Annotated in this window: 2 protein-coding genes; both read right to left on the bottom strand. The window is 73.9% G+C overall.

What is annotated here, in order from left to right; genetic code table 11:
- Positions 1-161: 161 nt before the first annotated feature.
- Entirely contained in the window at positions 162-2,678 is a 2,517-nt protein-coding gene (locus AB0J52_RS33560; RefSeq protein WP_500186890.1) for a hypothetical protein, read from the bottom strand.
- Positions 2,679-3,034: 356 nt separating this feature from the next.
- Positions 3,035-3,208: response regulator transcription factor (locus AB0J52_RS33565; RefSeq protein WP_500186891.1), on the bottom strand; the 174-nt coding region annotated here is incomplete at its 5' end.

Genomic DNA, 3,208 nt, shown 5'->3' on the forward strand with positions numbered 1-3,208 from the left:
GGCGTTGTTCCGGACGCGCCGGACGGCGCGCGCGACCGGCCGCGGCCTGTGCGGCCTCGCCGGGGGCGGCGGACGCCGGGACGGCGGCCGCCACGGCCAGCGCCGCGGCGGCGACCAGCGCGGCCAGTCTCGTTCGGATGATCCTCATGTCAGCTCCCCGCTCAGCCGTCGAGCCGGTAGGCGTGGACGTTGGTCTGGGTGACGGACGAGCCGTCGGCGTCGCGCGCGGTCACCCGCAGGGACACCCAGCGGTGCTCCTGGTCGAACTCCGGATGCGTGACGGACGCGTGGAACACGCCGTCCGCCCCCGCGGCCGCGGCCACGGGCTTGGACCAGCTCTCGCCGTTGTCGTAGGAGACCTCGACGGTGGCAGTGACCCCGACCGGGGCGGCCTGGTACTGCTGGTGCGAGACCCGGAACCCGACGTCGAACGCGGTCCCGGCCTTGGCGCGGGAGTAATCGTCCAGCTTCAGGTCGTAGTTCACGAACAGCAGCGGCAGGAACGAGCAGGAGCCGGACGGGTCGACCCCGCAGTACACCCCCTTCGGGAGGGCCGCCGCCGGGCCGCCGGGCGCGGACCGGAAGCTCCAGTCGGTGCTGCTGCTCACGCCGGGGACGTTGTCGTCCGCCGAGTCCCAGACGAGGCGGTAGTCGGCGGGACGCGGCGCCAGCGGCAGGTTCGCCGGGTCCGGGGTGTAGCGGCCGATCTCCACGTCGGAGGTGTAGGCGAGCTTGCCGTCCCGGTAGAACCTCACCCGGTTGTCCATGCTGTTGAAGTAGTAGTGGTGGGTCGGGTCGGCGTCCGCGCCGCCCTTGAGGAACAGCGCGCCGAGGTCGCCCTGGCGGCACGCGACGCACGCCTGCGCCGTCGCGTCGGTCGGGCCGGTGGCGGCGCTGCCGTCCATGTTGAACCCGGTCGTGAGCAGGTAGTCGCCCGCGACGGACGGCGTGATCGGCGACCCGCCGAACTCCTGCCGGACCTCCTGGCCGGGCTTGAGCGTCCGGCGCAGGTCGTTCAGCCGCTCGCCCTTGTCCGGGTTGAAGTTCCACTCCCACAGGACCTGGTCGGGGGCGCTGCTGTACAGGTAGTCGGTGCGGTCACCGGCGGGCATGCCCTCGGAGAACCCGACCGGCACGTACGACCAGGGCAGGAACGCCTGGGAGAAGAACACCACCGGCCCGCCGGACTCGGTGTCCGACGGCTTGTCGTGCAGCCGGGACCGGACGGTCGCGAAGTCGGAGGCGGCGAGCGACCGGGTGAGGTTCGCCGGGACCGCCCCCTCGAACGGGAAGACCGCCTTGTAGGTCGGGCCCGCGCCGATCGCGTCCTCGGTGCCGGTGCTCAGCGAGGTCGTCGCGAGGAAGTGCAGCCGCCCCTTCGTCACCGCCTTGGTCGGGGTGACGTACAGCTTCGGGTAGCCGTTGAACACGGCCGAGCCGAGCCGCATGTTGTAGAAGCCGAGCAGCGCGCCGAGCCCGTTCGGCGGGACGCCGGCCGCGGCTCCGCGGGTGTCGTCGCGCTGGAACGACATGAAGTCGATGCGCGGCATGTCCTGCTTCGGGGGCGCGGCGAGCTCGGTCCTGTACTGGACGGCCTTGCGGGCGTCCAGCACGACCTTGGTGTCGGCCCGGACCGTGATCTCCGGCTCGATGACGAGCGCCGCGCGGCTCTCGGGGTCGTCGCCGGGGCCGGTGAACACGCTGGCCTCGACGCTGTAGGTGCCCTCGGGGACGCTGAACGCCCGCCGCGCGTTGCCCGGGTACTCCATCCCGAAGCTCGCGAGGCTCGCGTCGTCCACGCTGTGGACGAACCCGATCATCACGCCGGGCTTGCCGTCCTGGTCGACGGAGTCGACGGTCAGGTTGTGGTACCTGGTGCCGCCGCCCTGGACGGCCGGCTGCGGCGCGGCGGACTGCGCCAGAGGCGGAGCGGCCGGGAGCTTCGGCGCGCCGCTCGGCACGGCCAGGGTCACCTGGTCCACGCCGGACAGCCCGGGAGCCGCCTTCCCGCCGCCGTTCCTCGCCGCCTGCCAGTTCTTCGACAGCAGGGCGCCGAACCCGGACGCGCGCTTCTTGGCGACCTTCGCGCGGACCGTCCCGCCCGACGACCCGGTGACGCTCGTCCCGGGCAGGCTCCTCGCCTTCGCGGCCGTCGCCTTCACCGTCACCGGCACGGACCCGGTGTGACCGTCGTCGAGCTTCGCCCGGACCAGGTAGCCGACGTTGAACAGGCGCGGGTCGAGGGTGGTGCCGATGAACGGCGCGGCCTTCGCGGGGATCACGTAGGTGTCCCCGTTGTAGCCGAACTGGGCGAACGTGCCGCCGTTCCTACCGACGACGTCGATGAGGTCGGCCTGCTGCGAGCCGTCCTCGGCCACCCGCACGCGGAAGCGGTCGCCGGTCACCAGCGTCACGTCCGCGCTCTTCACCACCTTCGATGCGGGCAGCGCCGTCCCCGGCACCGCGCGCGCCAGGTGCGGCGCGGGCGGCCCCGGCGCGCGCTCCCCCGGTTTCGCCACCGCCGTCCCGACGGCCGCGCCCGCCGTCGCCAGCACCACGGTCACGCCGACCGCGGCCCCCGTCCGCCGCCGCCCCCGGCCCGCTCGCCCTCCGCGTTCCCCCGCGCGGCTCGTCTGCCGCGCTCGCGCGAGCGCGGCGGTCAGTCGGAATCTGGACACGCGTCCTCCTGTCGGTCCCGCCACTCCCCGGGGCGCCTCGCGGCGGACGCGGGCGTCCACCCACTCCTCGTCCTCGGGGGCCGGGGCGGCCGGTTCATCCGGGGCGTCCGGCTCGTCCGGCTCCTGCGGATGAACAACCTGGTCACTGGCCATGCCGCAAGGATCAGTGCGCGGCGGGCCGCGGCGGGATGGGGAGGATCACCCATTCCCGGGCCGGGCAGAGGCCCGGAAACCCCTGGGGGTCCCCGGAAAAAGGGCCGGAGGTTTGGGCGGAGAAGGGCGTGGCGGGGTGGGGTGCGGGAAACCGATGGGGGACGCGGCGGCCCGCGGCGATGCGGGGAGGGAGGGCGGCCGGGTCAGCCGGTGGGGGCGTCGCGCTCCTCGCCGAGGCGGGAGGCCAGACCCGCGCGCGTGCGGAGCCCGAGTTTGCGCAGCGCCGAGGCGAGATGCTTCTCGACGGTCTTCGGCGACACGAACAGGCGGCCCGCGATGTCGCGGTTGGTGAGCCCGCCCGCGGCGAGTTCGGCGAC

This window comes from Spirillospora sp. NPDC049652 (genome assembly GCF_040675125.1).
In the GTDB taxonomy this organism is placed as follows: domain Bacteria; phylum Actinomycetota; class Actinomycetes; order Streptosporangiales; family Streptosporangiaceae; genus Spirillospora.